13 protein-coding genes are annotated in these 15,069 nt (G+C 72.5%); 7 read left to right on the top strand and 6 right to left on the bottom strand.

The annotated features are described in order from the left end of the window. The first annotated feature begins 35 nt into the window (after positions 1–35). On the top strand, positions 36–863 hold the full coding sequence (locus tag O7542_RS12705; protein WP_043324725.1) for a PIG-L family deacetylase: 828 nt from the start codon (positions 36–38) through the stop codon (positions 861–863). A gap of 46 nt (positions 864–909) precedes the next feature. On the opposite strand, the gene O7542_RS12700 is transcribed toward O7542_RS12705, so the two are convergent. Continuing rightward, complete coding sequence (locus tag O7542_RS12700; protein ID WP_281606280.1) at positions 910–2,055, bottom strand: glutamate--cysteine ligase; 1,146 nt, start codon at positions 2,053–2,055, stop codon at positions 910–912. Positions 2,056–2,203: 148 nt separating this feature from the next. On the opposite strand from O7542_RS12700, the gene O7542_RS12695 reads away from it, so the two are divergent. Beyond that, positions 2,204–3,175 carry a hypothetical protein gene (locus tag O7542_RS12695; protein ID WP_113974266.1) on the top strand — a complete coding sequence of 324 codons (972 nt, stop codon included), beginning with the start codon at positions 2,204–2,206 and terminating at the stop codon, positions 3,173–3,175. Between the two features lie 138 nt (positions 3,176–3,313). Here the strand turns inward: O7542_RS12695 and glnA are convergent, their stop codons facing one another. Next, positions 3,314–4,738: a type I glutamate--ammonia ligase gene (gene glnA / locus O7542_RS12690; RefSeq protein ID WP_166456503.1), complete on the bottom strand. Its 1,425-nt coding sequence runs from the start codon at positions 4,736–4,738 to the stop codon at positions 3,314–3,316. Between the two features lie 235 nt (positions 4,739–4,973). On the opposite strand from glnA, the gene O7542_RS12685 reads away from it, so the two are divergent. Together O7542_RS12685 and O7542_RS12680 are read left to right on the top strand one after the other, a co-directional pair. Then, positions 4,974–6,758 carry an N-acetylglutaminylglutamine amidotransferase gene (locus O7542_RS12685; protein WP_166456502.1) on the top strand — a complete coding sequence of 595 codons (1,785 nt, stop codon included), beginning with the start codon at positions 4,974–4,976 and terminating at the stop codon, positions 6,756–6,758. Positions 6,759–6,790: 32 nt separating this feature from the next. Beyond that, complete coding sequence (locus O7542_RS12680; protein WP_205797169.1) at positions 6,791–7,054, top strand: hypothetical protein; 264 nt, start codon at positions 6,791–6,793, stop codon at positions 7,052–7,054. 67 nt (positions 7,055–7,121) lie between these two features. Here the strand turns inward: O7542_RS12680 and O7542_RS12675 are convergent, their stop codons facing one another. The 4 genes from O7542_RS12675 to O7542_RS12660 all read right to left on the bottom strand — a co-directional run bounded on the left by O7542_RS12675 (position 7,122) and on the right by O7542_RS12660 (position 10,973). Next, positions 7,122–7,292 carry a hypothetical protein gene (locus O7542_RS12675; protein WP_013285860.1) on the bottom strand — a complete coding sequence of 57 codons (171 nt, stop codon included), beginning with the start codon at positions 7,290–7,292 and terminating at the stop codon, positions 7,122–7,124. A gap of 577 nt (positions 7,293–7,869) precedes the next feature. Next, the gene (locus O7542_RS12670; RefSeq protein ID WP_166456501.1) at positions 7,870–8,604 is read right to left on the bottom strand and encodes a serine/threonine protein kinase; all 735 of its coding nucleotides are present in this window, start codon (positions 8,602–8,604) and stop codon (positions 7,870–7,872) included. A 43-nt stretch (positions 8,605–8,647) separates the two neighbouring features. Then, positions 8,648–9,643, bottom strand: coding sequence for a nitroreductase (locus tag O7542_RS12665; RefSeq protein ID WP_281606279.1), 996 nt, complete (start codon positions 9,641–9,643; stop codon positions 8,648–8,650). 106 nt (positions 9,644–9,749) lie between these two features. Further along, positions 9,750–10,973 (bottom strand): helix-turn-helix domain-containing protein, encoded by a 1,224-nt coding sequence (locus O7542_RS12660; RefSeq protein ID WP_281606278.1) that lies wholly within the window; start codon positions 10,971–10,973, stop codon positions 9,750–9,752. An 83-nt stretch (positions 10,974–11,056) separates the two neighbouring features. Between O7542_RS12660 and O7542_RS12655 the strand changes: the two genes are divergently transcribed. From O7542_RS12655 to O7542_RS12645, 3 genes are all read left to right on the top strand, one after another. After that, positions 11,057–12,148, top strand: a complete 1,092-nt coding sequence (locus O7542_RS12655; protein WP_281606277.1) for a ferredoxin reductase — start codon at positions 11,057–11,059, stop codon at positions 12,146–12,148. A gap of 14 nt (positions 12,149–12,162) precedes the next feature. After that, on the top strand, positions 12,163–13,302 hold the full coding sequence (locus O7542_RS12650) for an acyl-CoA desaturase (protein WP_043324718.1): 1,140 nt from the start codon (positions 12,163–12,165) through the stop codon (positions 13,300–13,302). 185 nt (positions 13,303–13,487) lie between these two features. Further along, the gene (locus O7542_RS12645) at positions 13,488–14,834 is read left to right on the top strand and encodes a glycosyltransferase family 4 protein (protein WP_281606465.1); all 1,347 of its coding nucleotides are present in this window, start codon (positions 13,488–13,490) and stop codon (positions 14,832–14,834) included. The last annotated feature ends 235 nt before the right edge of the window (positions 14,835–15,069 follow it).

Genomic DNA, 15,069 nt, shown 5'->3' with positions numbered 1-15,069 from the left:
GCTAGTTCGTCGGCCGATGCTCGTATGGTGACGGGGTGACCGATCGATCCCTGACCCTGATGGCGGTGCACGCGCACCCCGACGACGAGGCGACGAGCACCGGCGGAATCCTGGCGCGCTACGCGGCCGAGGGCGTGACCACTGTGCTCGTGACCTGCACCGACGGGGGGTGCGGCGACGGCCCCGGCGGAATCAAGCCGGGCGACCCCGGGCACGACCCGAAGGCCGTGGTCGAGATGCGCCGCGCCGAGCTGGCCGCGAGCTGCGAGGCGCTCAAGGTGACCCACCTGGAGACGCTCGACTACGGCGACTCCGGGATGATGGGCTGGGCCACGAACGACGCGCCCGGCGCGTTCTGGAACACGCCGGTGGCCGAGGCGGCCGGCCGGCTGGCCGAGCTGATCCGGCGCTACCGTCCCGACGTCGTCGTCACCTACGACGAGAACGGCTTCTACGGCCACCCGGACCACATCCAGGCCCACCGCATCACCATGGCCGCCGTCGAACAGACCGGCATCCCGGCCAAGGTCTACTGGACCACCGTGCCGCGCAGCGCGTTCCAGCAGTTCGGCACCGTCATGCGCGAGATCGGGGTGGAGTTCCCCGAGCCGGAGGCGACCGACGAGATGCCGGCGCTGGGCCTGCCGGACGACGAGATCACCACCTGGGTCGACACCAGCGGCTACGGCGGGCAGAAGTTCGCGTCGCTCGCCGCGCACGCCAGCCAGGCGGAGAACATCTTCTTCCTGCGCCTCGGGCAGGAGCGGTTCACCGAGCTGATGGGCATGGAGACGTTCGTGCGGGTGCGGGACACCACCGGCGCGCCGACGCCGGAGGACGACCTGTTCGCCGGGCTGCGCTGACCGGCCGCCGGCCCGGTCCGGCGGGCCGTCGGCCGGGCCGCTCATCTCAGGCCGCGACGGTCTGCGCGGCCAGGTGCGCGAGCACGACACGGACGTCACCGCCGGTGTCGGCCATGACCTGACGTTGCCGGGTGGCGCCGGTGCCCTCGCGGCGCACCCGGTCGATCTCGCGCCGGACCAGGTCCAGATCGCCGTGGCGGGTCAGCGCGGGCGTGACGATGCCGAGCATGTCGTCGACGAGGTCCCAGGCGGGCCGGGGCCGCCCGGTGCGCAGGTCGACCAGGTCACCGTCCACGCCGTCGTGCGCGGCCCGCCAGTGCGCGGCGGCGACGAGGCAGTCGCGGATGCGCTGGGCCGGCACACCGTCGCGGATGTCGTCGATCGCGGTGGCGACCAGCGCCCGGACCAGCCCGGCGATCAGGACGGTGTCGTCGACTGTGGGGCAGACGTCGCCGACGCGGATCTCCACTGTGGGGTACGCCGCCGACGGCCGGGCGTACCAGTAGACCATCGCGGCGTCGAGCATGATGCCGGCGGTGATCAGGTCCCGGACCGTGGCGTCGTAGTCGGCGGCCGAGTGGAAGTGCGGCGTCGGCCCGATGCTCGGCCACCGTTCCAACTGCATCGAGCGCCAGCTGGCGTGCCCGGTGTCCCGCCCGTCGTGCAGCGGCGAGTTGGTGGTGAGCGCCTGCACCACCGGCAGCCACGGGCGCAGGTGGTTGCACACCTGCACGGCCAGCTCCCGGTCGGGTACGCCGACGTGCACGTGGCAGCCGCAGACCGCGGGGTCGTGCGCCACCGGGCCGAACCGGCGGGACATGTCGTGGTAGCGCTGCTCGTCGGGCACCGTGCGGTGGACCTCGCAGACCGGCGTGGCGCCGACCGCCACCAGTCGCGCCTCGGCCGCCTCGGCCGCCTCGGCGGCCGCTCGCCGCAGCGTGACCAGGTGCTCGCGGAGCCGGCCGAGGTCGGGGCTGACCGGGGTCACCATCTCCACCATGCTGTGCCGGAACTCCTGCCGGCTCTGCTCGCGTGCGGTCCCGGAGAGCGCCTCGCGGACCCGGTCGGCGACCGGCATGCTCTCGCCGGTGACCGGGTCCAGCAGCAGGAACTCCTCTTCCACCCCGAGGGTCAGGACGGTGGGGATCTCCGGTGTCGGGGTGGTGGCGGTGGTGGTGGGCCGCGGCCTCACCGACGGCTCCACCGGCACGGAACGGTCGGCAGCTCGTCGTGAGGCGGGATCATGTCTCGACGGTACGAGGGCGGAGGCCGGCCCGAGGCCGTTTTCCGCCGACCACCGCCCCCACGGGTGGCGGCACGCAGAGCGGCAGAATGACGAGGTGACCTCACCTGGTGTCTCATACGGCGACCTCGACCTGCTTGCCGACGCCGGACGCTGGCACGACCTGCTGAGGTTCGCTGCCACAGTCGAGGCGGGGCCGGTCGACCAGCGGCGGGAGACGGCCCACGTCGTGGCATTGGAAGCGCCGGCCGGGATCGCCGCCGCCGCAGCCGAACTGTTTCCCGACGACGACAAGGGCGTCCCGGGGCCCCTGTGGGAGGTGGTAGCCCAAAACCACACGTGGCGAGAACTGACCCCACATCTGGCCGACCCACGCACGCGGCATCTGACAGCCCACACTCGCGTGCTGCACGGCGAGGATCTCCGGGCGGCCGCCGACCTCGATCCACAGCTGCTCGATGCCCCGCTGTGCCTTCAGCCGTGGGAAGCCGCCAACTGGTACAGCACCTTGGACATCCCCGAGTACGACCGGTCCGGCAGCTCGGGATGCACCATCTGGGCCTGTCCAAGCCAGTTGGCCGACCCGAAGCCGCTACCTGTGACCACTGTACGGCCGGCACCGCACACCGCGGTGGCACTCCTCGACGGCCTGTCACCGGCCACGCAGGCGTACGCGTTCCACGGCACCGCATGGGAAGCGGCCTCGATGGTGGCCACCGACCGTGCCAGGATGCCCAGGGGTCAACGGTGGCAGGGCCTGCGGGGCCGCGAGGGATCACAGGTTCGCTTCGCCGATGTCTACCCCAGCTTGGTGCACCTGGCCACCGGCGAAGGGCCTTACGCGCGTCGGACCGGACAGGCGCTGGGACGGACAGCTCTCTGGAAGGCACTCGCCGCCATGGCTGACGTGACCCCTGCCGCAGGTCCGGGCAGCGTCAGCGCGCTTGTCAAACGTCTGCACTGCGTCGTCTGGCAGGAGCCCGACGACGAGATCTGGTACCTGCACCTGGCGATGGAAGACCCTGCGCAGGGCATCGCCTGGGTCATCACCGGCAACGCCTTCGACTGACCGGACAACGCGGTCAGCGCCTCGAAGCAGCGGCCATGTCGGCTATGAGCCGAGCATGACCGCCGTCCGTGAGGTCTACCAGCCTGTACCCGAGATCAGCAGTGATTCTGTTGATCCAGGTCAGCGCCGTGTTCGGTCTCAGCAGTCGTAGTACATCGCGAACTCGTGCGGCGTGGGCCGCAGGCGTACCGGGTCCACCTCGTTCGTGGTCTTCCAGTCGACCCAGGTCGAGATCAGGTCGTCGGTGAAGACCCCGCCGTCGAGCAGGTAGTCGTGGTCGGCCTCCAGCGCCGCCAGGGCCTCGGTCAGGGAGCCCGGGACCTGCTTGACGTCGCCCCACTCCTCCGGCGGGAGGTCGTAGAGGTCCTTGTCGATCGGCGCCGGCGGCTCGATCTTGCTCTTGATGCCGTCGAGGCCGGCCATGAGCATCGCGGAGAAGGCGAGGTAGACGTTCGCCGACGGGTCGGGGACCCGGAACTCGACGCGCTTGGCCTTGGGGTTGCTGCCGGTGACCGGGATGCGGGTGCAGGCGGAGCGGTTGCGCTGGGAGTAGACCAGGTTGACCGGGGCCTCGAAGCCGGGGACGAGGCGGCGGTAGGAGTTGATGGTGGGGTTGGTGAAGGCGAGCAGCGAGGGGGCGTGGTGCAGGAGGCCGCCGATGTACCAGCGGGCGGTGTCGGACAGGCCGGCGTAGCCGGTCTCGTCGTAGAAGAGGGGTTCGCCGCCGCGCCAGAGGCTCTGGTGGGTGTGCATGCCGGAGCCGTTGTCGCCGAACAGCGGCTTGGGCATGAACGTGGCGGTCTTGCCGTGCGCCCACGCCTCGTTCTTGATCAGGTACTTGAAGAGCTGGAGCTGGTCGGCCGAGTGCAGCAGCGTCGAGAACCTGTAATTGATCTCGGACTGGCCACCCGTGCCGACCTCGTGGTGCGACCGTTCCACAGTGAACCCGGCATCGACCATCCGGCGGACCATGCTGTCGCGCAGGTCGGCGTAGTGGTCGACCGGGGGCACCGGGAAGTAGCCGCCCTTGTAGGCGGTCTTGTAGCCGCGGTTGCCGCCCTCCTCGATCCGGCCGGTGTTCCAGGCGCCCTCGATCGAGTCGATGTAGTAGAACGACTGGTGGGCGGAGGTCTCGTGGCGGATGGAGTCGAAGATGTAGAACTCCGCCTCCGCGCCGAAGTACGCGGTGTCGGCGATGCCGCTCGCCGCCAGATACGCCTCGGCCTTCTTCGCCACGTTGCGCGGATCCCGGGAGTACGCCTCCCTGGTGAACGGGTCGTGGACGAAGAAGTTCAACGCGACGGTCTTCTGCGCGCGGAACGGGTCCACGAACGCGGTCGCCACGTCCGGCAGCAGCAGCATGTCCGATTCGTGGATCGACTGGAAGCCGCGGATCGACGAGCCGTCGAAGGCGAGCCCGTCGCTGAACACGCTGTCGTCGAACGACTCGACCGGCAGGTTGAAGTGCTGCATCACGCCGGGCAGGTCACAGAAACGTACGTCGACGAACTTCACGTCCTCGTCGGTGAGGTATCGCAGGAGTTCCTCGGAATTGGCGAACACACGTCCTCCTGGCAGGCGTCGTTGATCCTGGCCACGTCCCGTGGCCGGACCGCCCGGGGACATGGCCCGTACCGCCACCGTACGACGGCGCGCCGTGCCCGGCTCGCCAACCGCCCATCCGGGTTTCCTACGCCACAGGCCGGGTAGTCGCGGTACCCGGCGGACCGCCCGGGGGAGACGACGCGGCGGGAGGTTGGCATGGTGGGTGCTCCGCGACTGACCGGTGGGCGCTGAGATGTGCGGGATCAGCGGTGAGGCCAGGTTCGACGGGGTCACCCCCGACACCGACGCGGTGAACCGGATGACAGCGGCGATGCGCTCACGCGGCCCGGACGGTGAGGGCGCGTGGGACGACGGCTGGATCGCGCTGGGGCACCGCCGGCTGACAGTCATCGACCTGTCCGAGGCCGGCGCGCAGCCGATGGTCCGCGACGACCTCGGCCTGGCGCTCGTGTTCAACGGCTGCGTCTACAACTACCCGCAGCTGCGCGACGAACTGCGCGCCGCCGGGCACACGTTCCACAGCACCAGCGACACCGAGGTGATCCTGGTGGCGTACGCGCAGTGGGGGGAGCGGTTCGTCGACCACCTGGTCGGCATGTTCGCCGTGGCGCTGGTGGACCGGCGTCGCCGTCGCCTCGTGCTGGCCCGCGACCGGCTCGGCATCAAACCGCTGTACCTCGCCGAGTCCCCGGGCCGGCTCCGGTTCGCCTCCACGCTGCCGGCGCTGCTGGCCGGAGGCGACGTCGACACCGGCATCGACCGGGTCGCGCTGCACCACTACCTGTCCTGGCACTCGATCGTGCCGGCCCCCCGCACCATCCTGCGCGGGATCCGCAAGCTGCCCCCGGCCACCGTGCGGGTGATCGACGCCGACGGGCACAGCCGCGAGCGCGTCTACTGGCGGCCCGAGTACCGGCGCGACCGGGCCCACGACGGCATGGACGCCGCCGACTGGCGGGCCGCCGTCGGGGACGCGCTGCGCACGGCCGTACGCCGCCGGCTGGTCGCCGACGTGCCGGTCGGGGTGCTGCTCTCCGGCGGCCTCGACTCCAGCATGATCGTCGCGCTGCTCGACGGTGCCGGGCAGCACCACCTCCAGACGTTCAGCATCGGGTTCGACAGCCGCGGCGACGAGGCCGGCGACGAGTTCCACTACTCCGACCTGGTCGCCCGCGCGTTCGGCACCGACCACCACCGCATCCAGCTCTCCGACGGCGATCTCGGCCCGGCCGTACGCGCCACCGTGGCGGCCATGACCGAACCGATGGGCAGCCACGACGTGGTGGCGTTCCACCTGCTCTCCGAGCAGGTCGCCCGGCACGTGAAGGTGGCGCAGTCGGGCCAGGGCGCCGACGAGGTGTTCGCCGGCTACGGCTACCACCACCGGCTCGCCGACGCGGCGCGGGAGAACGCCGCGGCCGAGTTCACCGCCGCGTTCTTCGACCGCGATCACGCCGAGCTGAACCGGGTGGTCGACCCCGCGTACACCTGTGAGCGCGACGCCAGCGGCGAGCTGGTCGCCGCGGACCTGGCCGCGCCCGGCGCGCAGACCGCCGTGGACGCGGTGCTGCGCCTGGACACGCACCTGATGCTGCCCGACGACCCGGTCAAACGCGTCGACAGCATGAGCATGGCCTGGGGACTGGAGGTGCGCACGCCCTTCCTCGACCAGGACCTGGTGGCGCTCGCCGCGGCCTGCCCGCCCGAGCACAAGCTGGCCCAGGGCGGCAAGGGCGTGCTCAAGGAGGTGGCCCGGGAAGTGCTGCCGGCCGAGGTCATCGACCGGCCCAAGGGCTACTTCCCGGTGCCGGCGCTGCGCAACGTCGACGGGCCCGTGCGAGAGTTGGTGGTCGAGGCGCTCAGCGCGCCCGAGGCACGCCGGCGCGGGTTGTTCCGCCGGGAGTACGTCGACGAGCTGCTGGCCGAGCCGGACCGGGCGCAGGCCGCCGCCGGCAGCAACAAGCTGTGGCAACTGGGCCTGCTGGAGTTGTGGCTGCAGTCGCACGGCGTGAGCTGAAGGGCCGCCCGGCCCGGGGCGGCGAGAGGAGCATGGTGAAGTTCGTCATCGAGAGCGAAGCCGACGGCACCGTGGGGTTCACCGTGGTCGGCGGCGACGGGCGGGTGCTCGCCACCGGGCAGCCCTGCCCGGACAAGGGCGCGGCGCTGGCCGCGGTGGGTGAGCTGATGCACGGGCTGGGTGAAGCCTGCATCGAGGACCGGACGGGGGCGACCGCCGGGCCGGTGGCCGGCACCCGGACCGAGATCGGCGACGACCTGTCCGACATCGGCCGCTCCGGCATCCCGCCGGTCTGAGGCTGCTTCCGTGGCCGCCCTCCGGGGCGGCTGGAACCCGCCCGGTCGGCCGGGCGGGTTCGTGCGCTCACTGCTCGTCGTCGAGCACGTCCGTGTGGCCGTCGCGGGTGACGGTGGGCGGGAGGTGCTCGTCCGGCTGGGGCGCCTCGGCCAGCGTGTGGTGCGGGTCGCCGTCGGGCGAGAACAGCACCCGATCGGTCTTGCGGGTCTTCTCCTGCTCCTCCTCCGGCTCAGTCACCGCGTTCTCCCTCCGCTCACCGGCGCCCCGGGCAGGCCACCTCGCCCCACGCTATGCGCCGGACGGGCCCCGGGAGCGGGTTTCCGCCCGACGGCCGCCCTGCGGTCATAGGTCCGGCCGGTGGCGGTCCGAACCGTGCGGTCGACTGAGGCTCGCGCACGCCGTCGTGGCCGGCGTGCCGATGTCCGACGCCAACCCCTGATCGTCCCGCCGCGTCGGCCCTTGGTCGTCCCGCCGCGCTAGCCGTCGCCGTCACGGAGAGTAGCGCCGAAGCTGCGCCCGCATGGTTCACCTCGGGCCACTTTGCTCTGCAGTCATCGACGCGGCGGTGACTCACGGCTACCGCTGCGTATGAGGCTGCAGAGCAAAGTCGCCGAAGAGGCAACAGCCTCGCCGACGACTGGTCGAATATTTTTCCTGCTCAGGTGTGGTGCGCCCGGAAGGGTGGTGCATTCGCCGAGGAAACCGCCTCTCACTCACTGTGACGAGGTGCTGGATGGGGTCGAGGTGACGGAAAGTCACGCCCTCGGTCCGGGCGCGGGGCGCTGAAGGCGGTGAAGCGGCAGCCGGATAAGGGTCAGGCAGCCCGCCAGTCGCGCACCAGGGCGGCCACGGTGGCGTGCCGCGCGTCCGGGTCGGCGCGCGTGGCCCGGTCGACGACCGCGCGTTCCGCGGTGGTGCCGCGCCAGCCGGACGGGCCGTCGAGCAGGTGGTGCAGCGTACGGCCGAGCGCGTGCACGGTGGTGCGCTCGTCGATGGTCGCGCCCCGGGTCAGCTCCTCCGGCGACAGGTAGCGGCGGGACCCGGGCAGCCGGTCGGAGTCGAGCACGAACGCCCCCGGCCGGTACTCGTCCAGGTCGATCAGCCACATCCGGCGGGCGTCGAAATCGTAGAGGAAGCAGCCGTCGTAAAGGTCGACAGCCACGTACCCGGCCGCGCTCACCGCCACGTGCGCGTCGAGGATCGCGTCCAGCGCCGCGCGTACCTCGGCGAGCGGGAGCCGCTGGAAGCGGGCCAGCCCGGCCCGGTCGCTGCCGTGGACGGTGGCGTGGTTGAGCACGACGCCGTTGCGCCACGGGTACACGACGGTCGGGCCGTCGGCGCCGTCGCGTACCAGCTCGGGCCGCACGAGCGCGGGGTGCCGGACCGCGGCGTGCAGGCCCAGGGCGCGGGTCAGCGACTCACGCGCCGCAGGCGTCGCGGCCCGCTTGACGAACCAGCGCCGGCCCGCCGCCTCCACGCCGTAGGAGACGCACCCGGAGTCCTGGTCGCCGAAGACCACGAACGCGGCGGCCGGGTCCAGATCCCACACACGTCGAGGCTACGACGAAGCAGGACCGCGCCGGCCGCCGGAGTCAGTCCACCACCTCGATGACGTCGGCCGGCGCGCGGCGGGGCGCCGGCGGCAGCTCGGCCTCCGGGCCCCAGCCGACGCGCACGATCAGGTACGGGCTGCCGATGCCGGCGAGCAGGTCACGCATCATCCGGCGCGGCCAGGCCAGCTCGACGGCGTCGCTGAGCGGCGCGCTGGCCAGCCCTTCGGCGGTGGCGGCGAGCAGCAGCGCCGACAGCGCCTCGCCGCCGCGCAGCCAGGCGGCGGGCTCGTCGCCCTCGCCGAACAGGATCAGGTACGCCGCGCCGCGGTCGAAGTCCGTGCCCGCGCTGAGGCCGGCCGCCCCGCCGGGCGCGTAGTCGCGCAGCGGCACCCGCCGTGGGGAGGGCCGCACGGCGGTGGCTGCGGGCACTCCGTCGCCGCTGCCCGCCGGCCGGTTGGTCCACCGGTTCAGCTCCTCCCGGTACGCGGGGTCGGCCAGCTCCGCCTCGGCGGCGCGGCCGGTGGACACGGCGAGCATCGGCATCTGGTCCGGCCGGACCACGTGCAGGTGGGCGCCCTCGGCTTCGACGGCGTCACCGAGCCGGGCCAGCACCGCCTCCGGCACCGGCCGGTCGCCGTACGCCCGCCGGTCGGTGCGGCGGCGCGGGATCGCGTCGACGAGCCGGCCCGCCGGCACGTCCAGGTCGATCGGGCCGGTCGTGCGGATCCGGGCCAGCAACGACGGGTCGGACGGGTCGGGCAGCCGCTCGACCACCGCCGCCCAGCCGAACGCCGCCAGCGACACGCGCGCGTGGTGCAGGGCGGCGCCGCAGCTCAGCATCAGCAACCGGCCGTCCGGGTCGGTGTGCGTGAGCTGCCGATCCGGGTCGCCGCGCAGCTCCAGCGCGTCCGCGGTGATCCGCCAGCGCCAGGGCTGGGTGTTGAACACCGACGGGGCGTGCAGGGACTGCCGGGCGGCCGCCTCCAGCACCCGTACCCTCGGGTCCTGGCCGGTGCGGGTCGGTGTGCTGTTCATGGCGGCCCTCCTGGTTGCTCGTCCCCTTCCGACCCTGCCCGCCGCCGTCGCGGCCGGACAGGGCCGGAGGTCCCGGCCGCACCGGGCCGTGCGCCCCGGCGCGACGTCAGACGGCGTCCGCCTCCGGGGGTACGGCCAGCGCGATCGTGAGGTCGAGGACGGCGGCGGGGTCGAGCAGCCGGTCGCCGAACAGCTCACGGAGCTTGCCCATCCGGTAGCGGACGGTCTGCGGATGCACGAACAGGTCGGCGGCCACGTCGTCGCGGCGTCCCTGGTGCAGCAGCCACGACCGCAGCGTCTCGGCCAGCCGGTGCGCGGTGGCCGGGGGCAGCGCGGCCAGCGGCGCGAGGGCCTGCGCGCGCAGGTCGGCCAGCGCCTCCGGGTCCACGCTGAGCAGCAGCGTGGCCAGGTGACGCTCAGTGTCGACCGGCCCGGCGTCCGGCTCGCCGAGGCCGAGCGCGAGCGCCCGCGTGGCCCGCTGGTACGACGCGGCGACCCGGTGCCAGGGGCGGGCCGGGCCGAGCACCGCCCGGTGCCCGTGCAGCAGCCGGGTGAGCTGGCGGCGCCGGCCGCCGTGCATGTCCGGCACCAGCAGTACGGCCAGCTCCTCGACCGGGTTCATGCCGGGCAGGTCCTCGCCGCTCTCCAGCGTGTGCGGGCTGAGCAGCGCCAGAACGGCGCGCAGGTGCCGGCGGGGCAGCAGCACCACCGTCAGCGTCTGCGGCGGCGGCCAGTCGGCGCGCTCCGCGCTGCGCCGCAGCGACTCCTCCGGCTCACCGGCCAGCAGCTGCTGGGTGAGCCGTTCCAGGCTGCGGCGGCGCATCCGGCCGGCGCTGGCCAGCTCGTCGGCGTGCCCGGCCACGCTCGCCGCGGACAGCTCGTCGATGTACGCGAACATCAGCTCGGCGAACTCGGCCACCGTCTCGGCGGCGAGCCCGCTGCGCACCGTCGTGGTGGACACCTCACGCCAGGCCACCCGGGCGCCCACCCGGTACGCGGCCAGCAGCGCGTCCATGCTGCGCCCCGAGCGGGCCTCACCGCTGCCCAGCGCGTACGCGGCCTCCAGCGCCGGGGCCAGGGGAGTGCTCGGGTCGAACGCCTGGGTACCCTCGATGAGCTGGAGGAACGTGCCGAGCGCGATGCGTACCGCGTTTTCGATCTTCGCCCGCATGGCGCCGGTGAGCGCGCCGGAGTAGTCCGGCACCTCGGCGGTGATCGCGGAGACGGTCCGTTCGGCGACCATCGGCAGCCGGCCGCGCAGCGTCGCGGCCATGCCGGCCTCGAGGTTGAGGTGCGCGGCGCGCTGCCCAGTGCCGGCCTCCAACGTCATGTTGTTCCCTCCGAACAAAAACCCGCGACCTTTTCACCTTTGCTGGTCAAGATGTTATGCGATCGGGCGGTCACGCTGGTCATATGACCACAACTGCCTCCCGCCGCCCTCAGAAGGTCACCTTCCGGGACAGGCTGCTGCGGCTGGCCGGAACGGTCACCACGCCGGTGCTGCCCGACGACTATCTCGACCTGATCGCGCCGCTGCGCGCCGGCGCCCCGCTGCGCGGCCGGATCGTCGCCGTCCGCCCGGAGACCCGGGACGCGGCCACGCTGGTGATCCAGCCCGGCCGCGCCTGGCAGGGCCACCTGCCCGGGCAGTACATCCGCCTCGGCGTCGACGTCGACGGCGTGCGCCAGTGGCGCGCGTACTCGGTAACCTCCGCGCCGGACGCCCCCGACGGCCGGATCAGCGTCACCGTGAAGGCCATCCCCGACGGCAAGGTCAGCAACCACCTCGTACGCCGGCTCCGGCCCGGCACGCTGATCCACCTCGACCAGGCCCAGGGCGACTTCGTGCTCCCGAGCGCGACGCCCGAGCGCGTCCTGTTCGTCACCGCCGGCAGCGGCATCACCCCGGTCATGGGGATGCTGCGCTCCGGGCTGGCCGACCGGGCCGACGTGGTGCTCGTGCACTCCGCGCCCACCCGCGACGACGTCATCTTCGGTACGGAACTGCGCGCGCTCGCCGACCGCGGCGCGCTGCGGCTGGTCGAGCGGCACACCGACACCGACGGCCTGCTCGACGTCGCCGAACTCGCCGCCCTGGTGCCCGACCACCTCGACCGCGAGGCGTGGGCCTGCGGCCCGATCGGCATGCTCGACGCGGTCGAGGGGTACTGGTCCTCGAACGGCCTCGTCGAACGGTTGCACACCGAGCGGTTCCGCCCGACGGTGATCACGCCGGGCGAGGGAGGCACGGTGACCTTCACCGGAGCAGGGGTGACAGTCGAGTCCGACGGCGCCACCACCCTGCTCGACGCGGGGGAGAACGCCGGAGTGCTGATGCCTTCCGGGTGCCGGATGGGCATCTGCTTCGGCTGCGTCGTACCGCTGCGCCAGGGCGCCGTCCGTGACCTGCGCAACGGCGACGTCACCACTGCCGTACCGGGGGACGGCGTGCTCGTCCAGACGTGCGTGTCGGCCGCCGCCGGTACCTGCGACATCGATCTCTGACAGGAGCCACCCACGTGACCGTCATCCAGAAGAAGGCCGTCAACCCGATCGCCCACCTGAGCGCCGAGGACATCGAGATCATCGGCAAGGAGTTGGACGCGATCCGGGACCGGGTCCTCGCCGACCGGGGGGAGCGGGACGCCCGCTACATCCGCAAGGTGGTCAAGACCCAGCGGACACTGGAGATGAGCAGTCGCGCGGTGCTGTTGTTCTCGCTGTTCCCGCCGGCCTGGATCGTCGGCACGGCCGGCCTCACGGTCGCCAAGATCCTGGAGAACATGGAGATCGGGCACAACGTCCTGCACGGCCAGTGGGACTGGATGCGCGACCCGAAGATCCACTCCACCACCTGGGAGTGGGACCACGTCTCCCCGGCCGACCAGTGGAAGCAGTCGCACAACGAGCTGCACCACCGCTACACCAACGTCGTCGGCAAGGACAACGACCTCGGGTACGGCATCATGCGCGTCGACGAGGACCAGCCGTGGCACCCGATGCACCTCGGCCAGCCGCTGTGGAACCTGATCAACGCCATGTTCTTCGAGTACGGCATCGCCGCGTACGACATGGAACTCGGCGACCACCTCAAGCAGCGCAAGCTCAAGGACCCGAAGTTCCGGGCCAAGGCCCGGGCGGTCGGCCGCAAGATCCGCCGCCAGGTGCTCAAGGACTACGTGGTGCACCCGCTGCTGTCCGGCCCCTCGTTCCTGACCACGCTCGCCGCCACGTTCACCGCGAACCTGCTGCGCAACGTGTGGAGCCACTCAGTGATCATGTGCGGGCACTTCCCGAACGGCGTGGAGACGTTCGAGAAGACCTCCATCGAGGGCGAGACGCGCGGCGAGTGGTACCTGCGCCAGATGCTCGGCTCGGCCAACATCAGCGGCAGCCGGCTGCTGCACATCATGACCGGCAACCTGTCGTACCAGATCGAGCACCACCTCTTCCCCGACCTGCCCAGCAACCGCTACCAGGAGATCGCGCCGCAGGTACGCGCGCTGTTCGACAGGTACGGCCTGCACTACACCACCGGCCCGCTGCCCAAGCAGGTCGCCTCCGCGTGGTGGAAGGTCATCCGCCTGTCGCTGCCCAACCGCAACGACAGCCGGCAGCCGGTCGCCCCGGCCCCGCTGGTCTCCTCCGGCACGGCCTGACCGGGGCCGTTCGGTGCACGGCCGGTGAACTTCCACCGGCCGGCGCCTGACCAGCCGCTGCACAGTCGGTATCCGCGCAGCTCAGAGCGGTCTTCGCGGCCGTCGTGACAGCCCCGCGTCCCCGTACACTCGCGCCCGTCCGGGCGTACGGGTGAAGGGGTGGAACGCCGATGCGGCGCGTGGTCATGCTCGTCGACAACGCGGTCGAGGGTGACTCGCGGGTGCAGAAGGCGGCCCGCTCGGCCGCCGACGCCGGCTGGCACGTCACGCTGATCGGCTGCGCCCACGTCGACGCCGAACGCCGCTGGCGGCTCGGCGACGCCGAGGTACGCGTCCTGCCGCTCGCCGCCGTTGCCGCCTCGGGCCGTGACGCTGGTTCGTGCGACGGCTCCGGGCTGCGTGGCGTGTCCGGTCTGCGCGGTGTGTCCGGGCTGCGGGCTCGGCTGGTGGCCCGGGGCGGACTGCCGTTGCGCGCGGCGCGGCTGGCCCGCCGGCCCGTCGAGCACGCCGAGGCCCGTTTCTGGCGGGCCCGGCTGCGCGACGGGGCCTGGCGGCGGCTGGAGCCGGGCCTCTGGGACTACGAACGGGCCGCCGGACCGGTCGTCGACGACCTGCGCCCCGACCTGATCCACGCGCACGACTTCCGGATGCTCGGCGTGGCCGCCCGCGCCGTGGACCGCGCCCGCGCCGCCGGACGTGACGTCAAGCTGGTCTGGGACGCGCACGAGTGGCTGCCCGGTGCGCGGCCGCGTCGGGACAACGCCCGCTGGCTGCCCGCCCACCTCGGTTACGTCCGCGAGTACGTCGGTCACGCCGACGCGGTCGTCACCGTCTCCGACACGCTCGCCGACCTGCTGGTACGCGACCACGCCCTGCCCGAACGCCCGACCGTGATCCTCAACGCCCCGATCGCCGCCACCACGGAGACATCCGCTCCCGATCTGCGGAAGCGCTGCGGTCTGCCACCGGACACGCCGCTGCTGGTCTACAGCGGGGCGATGGCCGTGCAGCGCGGCGTGGACACGGTGGTCGAGGCGTTGCCGCTGCTGCCCGGCGTACACCTGGCGCTTGTCGTCGCCGACCCGGCTGCCGCCTACGTCCGCCAGGTCGTCGCCCGCGCGGACCGGCACGGGGTGGGGGACCGGGTGCACGTGCTGCCGTACGTGCCGCACCGCCAGCTCGTCGCGTTCCTCGCCACCGCCGACATCGGGCTGATCCCGTTGCACCACTGGCCCAACCACGAGATCGCGCTGATCACCAAGTTCTTCGAGTACGCGCACGCGCGGCTGCCGATCGTGGTCAGCGACGTCCGCACCATGGCCGAGACGGTCCGGGCCACCGGCCAGGGCGAGGTGTTCCGTGCCCGCGACGCCGCCGACCTGGCCCGCGCGGTGCGGGCGGTGCTCGCGGACCCGGCCCGTTACCGCGCCGCGTACGAGGGCCCGGACTCGCCGCTGCCCGGGTGGACGTGGGAGGCGCAGGCCGAACGCCTCGACGCCCTCTACCGCCGCCTGCTCACCCCCATCCGCTGACGCCCACCGCCCACCGCCCACCTCCCGCTTCCCGCCTCGCTCGGGTGGAACACCACGGGTGTCTCCGGCCCGTTTTGACACCCATGGCGTTCCACCCGCACCCCGGGGGCGGCATGGTCAACTCCAGCTCGGCGAAGTGGCGGCATCCGAGGGGCGCCGACCCCGCCATTTCGGGGGAGTGGTGTTGATCATGCGAGGGCGGGCGGGCGGGCGCGAGGGCGGGGATGCCCCGGAA

This window comes from Micromonospora sp. WMMC264, from assembly GCF_027497275.1.
Taxonomy (GTDB): domain Bacteria; phylum Actinomycetota; class Actinomycetes; order Mycobacteriales; family Micromonosporaceae; genus Micromonospora; species Micromonospora chalcea.
The sequence above is the reverse complement of the archived record's forward strand: the minus strand, read 5'-3'. Positions and strand labels throughout refer to the sequence as shown.

Coding starts and splice junctions, on each gene's coding strand:
- O7542_RS12665 (WP_281606279.1), bottom strand. CDS start 9,643: ATGAACAGCACACCGACCCGCACCGGCCAGGACCCGAGGGTACGGGTG.
- O7542_RS12655 (WP_281606277.1), top strand. CDS start 11,057: ATGACCACAACTGCCTCCCGCCGCCCTCAGAAGGTCACCTTCCGGGAC.
- O7542_RS12645 (WP_281606465.1), top strand. CDS start 13,488: ATGCTCGTCGACAACGCGGTCGAGGGTGACTCGCGGGTGCAGAAGGCG.
- O7542_RS12680 (WP_205797169.1), top strand. CDS start 6,791: ATGGTGAAGTTCGTCATCGAGAGCGAAGCCGACGGCACCGTGGGGTTC.
- O7542_RS12685 (WP_166456502.1), top strand. CDS start 4,974: ATGTGCGGGATCAGCGGTGAGGCCAGGTTCGACGGGGTCACCCCCGAC.
- O7542_RS12660 (WP_281606278.1), bottom strand. CDS start 10,973: ATGACGTTGGAGGCCGGCACTGGGCAGCGCGCCGCGCACCTCAACCTC.